3 protein-coding genes are annotated in these 5,272 nt (G+C 74.2%); 2 read left to right on the top strand and 1 reads right to left on the bottom strand.

What is annotated here, in order from left to right; genetic code table 11:
* The first annotated feature begins 252 nt into the window (after nucleotides 1-252).
* Nucleotides 253-2,661 (top strand): malto-oligosyltrehalose synthase, encoded by a 2,409-nt coding sequence (treY, locus tag ACWD3D_RS32995; protein ID WP_451464406.1) that lies wholly within the window; start codon nucleotides 253-255, stop codon nucleotides 2,659-2,661.
* On the opposite strand, the gene ACWD3D_RS32990 is transcribed toward treY, so the two are convergent.
* Nucleotides 2,639-3,595 (bottom strand): LysR family transcriptional regulator, encoded by a 957-nt coding sequence (locus ACWD3D_RS32990; RefSeq protein ID WP_451464405.1) that lies wholly within the window; start codon nucleotides 3,593-3,595, stop codon nucleotides 2,639-2,641. The genes treY and ACWD3D_RS32990 overlap by 23 nt on opposite strands.
* Nucleotides 3,596-3,694: 99 nt before the next feature.
* On the opposite strand from ACWD3D_RS32990, the gene lpdA reads away from it, so the two are divergent.
* Entirely contained in the window at nucleotides 3,695-5,128 is a 1,434-nt protein-coding gene (lpdA, locus tag ACWD3D_RS32985; RefSeq protein ID WP_451464404.1) for a dihydrolipoyl dehydrogenase, read from the top strand.
* Nucleotides 5,129-5,272: the final 144 nt, after the last annotated feature.

Here is a 5,272-nt window from a genome sequence, read left to right as displayed (position 1 = left end):
TCGTCACCGTTGACGTGGATGATCGGCGCCTCGATCATGCGCGCCACGTCGGTGGCGTACATCGAGGAGCGCGAGGACTCCGGGGCGGCGGTGAACCGGGTTCCGGCGCCCACCTCCCCCTGTCCCGGCCTGCGACGGCGTGTCCCGTGCCCTCCGTCCGGGTGAATTCCCCCAGGTGCATCCGGACGGTCGCGGGCAGCCGGGAGCGGGGCGGATGACACGGACGGGCCGCGAGTGGGTACGTAACCGGGCATGACGCCCACCGCCACGTACCGGCTCCAGCTCCAACCGGACTTCACCTTCGCGGATGCCGGGGAGGCGGTCCCGTACCTCGCCTCGCTCGGGATCTCCCATCTGCATCTGTCCCCGGTCCTGGAGGCGGTGCCCGGGTCCCGGCACGGGTACGACGTCACCGACCCCGGACGGGTCCGCGCCGAGCTGGGCGGCGAGGACGGGCTGCGCGGGCTCTCGGCGAGGGCCCGCGCGCACGGGCTCGGGCTGATCGTCGACATCGTGCCGAACCACATGGCCGCGTCCCCGCGCCACAACGTGGCGCTCCGGGAGGTGCTGCGCGAAGGGCCGTCCTCGCCGTACGCGCGCTGGTTCGACATCGACTGGGAGGGCGGCGGCGGCAAAGTGCTGCTGCCGGTCCTCGCGGGCCCGGTCGGCGACGAGCTCGGGCGGTTCTCCGTCGACGGCTCCGTGCTGCGCTACGGCGAGCAGGAGTTCCCGCTCCGCCCGGGCAGCGAGCATCTCGCGCTGCCCGAGCTGCTGGAGGCCCAGCACTACCGGCTCGGCTGGTGGCGGCTGGCCCGTACCGAGCTGAACTACCGCCGCTTCTTCACCATCTCGGACCTGATCGCCGTGCGGGTCGAGCACCCCGAGGTCTTCGACGCCACCCACGGCAAGATCCTCCAGCTCGTCCGGGACGGTGTCGTGGAAGGACTGCGCATCGACCACCCGGACGGCCTCGCGGACCCGGCCGGGTATCTGGAGCGGCTGGCCGGGGGGACCGGCAGCCGGTGGACGGTGGTGGAGAAGATCCTCACCGGCGAGGAGACCCTCCCGGCCGGCTGGGCGGTGGCCGGAACCACCGGCTACGACGCCCTGCACCGCATCGACGGACTCTTCGTCGACCCGCTCGGCGCCGCCGGACTGCTCGGCCACTACCGTGACTTCGCAAAGCCGTCCGCCGACGGTGGCGGCTCCTGGGCCGAGACCGCACGGCGGGCCGCCCGGCACGTGGCCGCCCACGACCTCGCCGCCGAGACGGCCTGGCTCACCCGGCTGGCCGTACGGATCTGCGCACGGGACCCCCGGCTGCGCGACCACGCCCCGTGGGCGCTGCGCACCGCCGTGACCGAACTACTGGTCCGCGTCCCGGTGTACCGGCCGTACGTCGGCGCGGGCGGGCCCGTCTCCGAGTCCGCCGAGGCGGCACTCCCCCAGGAGGCGGTACGGGACGCGAAAGCGGCGTTCTCCGTACCCGAGGAGGCGGCGGCGGTCGACGTGGTGCGGGAACTCGCGCTGGGCAAGCTGGGGAACGGGCCCGAACAGGTCTCCTTCTGCGCCCGGTTCGCCCAGACGGCGTCCGCCCTGCATGCCAAGTCCGTGGAGGACACGGCGTTCTACCGGTACGTGCCGCTGATTTCGGCGACCGAGGTGGGCGGTCGGCCAGGCAGGCCGGCGGTGGAGCCCACCGAATTCCACGCGTTCTGCGCCCGGTTGGCGCGCGACTGGCCGACCACCGGCACGGTGCTCACCACGCACGACACGAAGCGCAGCGCCGACGTCCGCGCCCGGATCGCGGTCCTCTCCGAATGCCCCTCCCGATGGGCGGAGTTGGTGCGTCGGATGACGGGCGCGACGGGGGCGAAGGCCCCGGACGGACAACTTGCCTGGCAGGCTTGGCAGTCGGCCTACAGCTGTGTGGACCTTCCGGCCTCCGAGGTGGCGGGCAGGCTGGAGCCCGCACTGCTGAAGGCCGTGCGCGAGGCGGGCCTGCACACCACCTGGACCGAACCCGACCCCTCCTACGAGCGCGCGGTGTCCGACTTCGTCGCGGCAGGACCCGGCAGCGCCGGGGGGCCCGCCCGGGATCTCCTCGCGGCCTTCGCCCGTGCGCTCGCCCCCCAGGTGCGGGCCAATGTGCTGGGCGCGGCGCTCATCCATCTGACGATGCCCGGGGTCCCCGATCTCTACCAGGGCACCGAGCGGGAGTACCTCGCCCTGGTCGACCCGGACAACCGGCGGCCCTTCACGGAGCCGCAGCCCGGAGCGGGATCCTCGGCGGCGGCAGAAGCATCGGGCACTTCGGCCGAGAAGGCCCGTCTGACCGCCACCGTGCTCCGGCTCCGGGCCGAACTCCCGAGCGTCTTCGGTGAGTCGGGGACGTACGCCCCCCTCACGGCGCGGGGTGCGGCGGCGGAGCACGTGGTGGCGTTCTGCCGGTCGGGCGAGGTGGTCACGGCGGTGACCCGGCTCTCACTGCGACTGACCGAGGCGGACGGCTGGGCCGACACGGTCCTGCCGCTCCCGGATGCCGGACCCTGGCACGATCTCCTCTCCGAGGAGGGGGAGTTCGGCGGCGGCGAGGTGAAGGCCGCCGAACTGTTCGCCGCACGCCCGGTCGCGCTGCTCAGGAGGGGACCGCGGGGGTAGGAGGCGGGAGGGCGGGGGCGGGGGCCGCGAGTCCGCCCAGTGCGGCAGGCGCCTCCGCGGGCCACGAGGCGGCCAGCAGATCGGTGAACCCGGCCGCCGCACCAGTCGGTTCGGTCCGTGCGAACACGGCCAGCGGCCGTCGCCACGGCGGGTCGAGCGCGAGCACGGCGCAGTCCTCGCCGAGCGCGCCGAGCACCATGTGTGCGGGGGCCGCCACGATGCCCGATCCGGCCGCGGCCATCCGTACGGCGGTCGAAGTGTGTTCGGTACGGACGGCGGTGCGCGGGACGAACCCGGCCTGCCCGCAGACCAGGTCCAGGTAGGGCTGTCCGTCGCTGACCGGCTCCATCGCGCACCGCACCCAGACGCGCTCGGCAAGCTCCCGCAGCCGGACGCGGGCCCGGCCGGCGAGCGGGTCGTCGAAGGGGACGACGACCACGATCTCCTCCTCGCCGATCTCGCGGACGTACCCCGCCCACCCGGGCGGGACGGGTCCCACCGCGAGGTCCGCGAGGCCGCGTTCGAGGGCGTCGGAGAGGGCGGGGGTGCTCGCGTACTCGTGGAGGACGAGGGTGACGCGGGGATGTGCGTCGCGCCAGCGGGCGAAGACCTCGGGCAGGATGCCGACGGCGATCGCGTGCAGGGTCGCGAGGTGCAGTTCGCCGCCCTCCGCACCGGCGGCCGCCCGGGCCGCACGCCGGGCCTGGGCGGCGCTGCGGACGGCCCGCTCCGCGTGCGGGAGGTACGCCCGGCCCATCGGGGTGAGGCGCACCCCGCGCGGCAGCCGTTCGAGCAACTCGCCGCCGACGGAACGCTCCAGGGCCTTGATCTGGTGGGAGAGGGCGGACTGTGTCACGTGCAGCAGTTCGGCGGCCCGGGTGAAGGACGACTCCTCCACGACGGTGAGCAGATACTCCATCTGCCGCAGGCTCATGCGGTGGTTCCCTCCTCGGTTCCACCATGACGATCGTGCATGGATTCCACAGAAACATTGCCTTGGACTCATGGCAAGGTCCGGGCCGAGAGTGGAGCAATGACGACGACGCGCGGAACCACGACCGTCCCCGCCCAGCCCGACGTTCTGGTGATCGGGGGCGGGACCGGTGGCTACTCCACCGCGTTGCGGGCGGCGGCCCTCGGCCTGACGGTGGTGCTTGCCGAACGGGACAAGCTGGGCGGGACCTGCCTGCACCGGGGGTGCGTCCCCAGCAAGGCAATGCTGCACGCCGCCGAACTCGTGGACGGCATCACCGAGGCGCGGGAGCGCTGGGGCATCAAGGCGAAGGTCGAGGCCGTCGACTGGGACGCGCTGACGGCCACCCGTGACGACATCGTGGCGCGCAACCACCGGGGCGTGGAGAGCCATGTGAGCCATGCCGGGGTGCATGTGGTCACCGGGCACGCCGAGTTGACCGGTCCGCGCACCGCCCGGATCGGCGGTCTCGGCGAAGTACGGGCCAGCCGTGGGGTCGTGCTCGCCACCGGGTCGAGGCCGCGGATGCTGCCAGGTCTCGTACCGGACGGGCGGCACGTGGTGACGAGCGACGATGCCCTGTTCGCGCCGGGGCTGCCCGCCTCGGTTCTGGTCCTCGGCGGCGGGGCGATCGGGGTGGAGTACGCCTCGCTGCACCGCTCGATGGGGGCGGAGGTGACGCTCGTGGAAGCGGCCGACCGCCTTGTACCGCTGGAGGACGCCGACGTCTCCCGGCACCTGGCACGCGGCCTGAAACGCCGGGGCATCGAGGTGCGGACCGGGACGCGGGTCGAGGGGGCGGATCTCGTCGACGGCGGGATACGGGCGGTCCTGCGCGACGCCCGGGGCGGGACACGTGAGCTCACGGCCGAACGCCTCCTGGTCGCCGTCGGGCGGACACCGGTGACCGACGGGCTCGGGCTGGCGGCGGCCGGACTGGTCGCGGACGGCCGGGGCCACGTGGTGCCCGCGGACTGGTCCCGGCTGGAGACCCCGGTGCCGGGCATCCACGTGGTGGGCGACCTGCTGCCGCCGCCGTCCCTGGGCCTGGCCCACGCCTCCTTCGCGGAGGGCCTGCTGGTCGCGGAGGCGCTGGCCGGGCTGCGTACCGCCCCGGTGGACTACGCGACGGTCCCCCGGATCACGTACGCGTCGCCGCAGACGGCGGCGGTCGGGCTGAGCGAGGCCCAGGCGCGCGACGCGGGACACGACGTGGTGGTGAACACCCTGCCGCTGACCGCCGTCGCCAAGGGGATGGTGCACGGGCAGGGCGGGATGGTGAAGGTGATCGCCGAGCGGGCGGGCCGGGTGCTCGGGGTCCATCTGGTCGGCCCGCACGTCTCGGAGATGATCGCCGAGAGCCAGCTCGTCGTCGGCTGGGACGCGGAACCGTCCGACGTCGCCCACCACATCCACCCGCACCCGACCCTCTCGGAGGCCGTCGGCGAGGCGTTCCTGAGCCTCGCCGGGCGCGGTCTGCACCAGCGGGCCTGACCGACCGGGCGCCCTCCCGCCCCTGAGGGCCGGCAGGCGAGCCGGGCTCACGGGGCACCGGACGGCCCAGCACGGTGGGGCACCGGACGGCCTGCCACCCCTCTGAGCCCGGCCGGTCCGCCGGCCCACCGCGGCCCGCCGTCC

The organism is Streptomyces sp. NPDC002690, from assembly GCF_053592415.1.
This window is presented reverse-complemented; position numbering and strand designations above follow the sequence as displayed.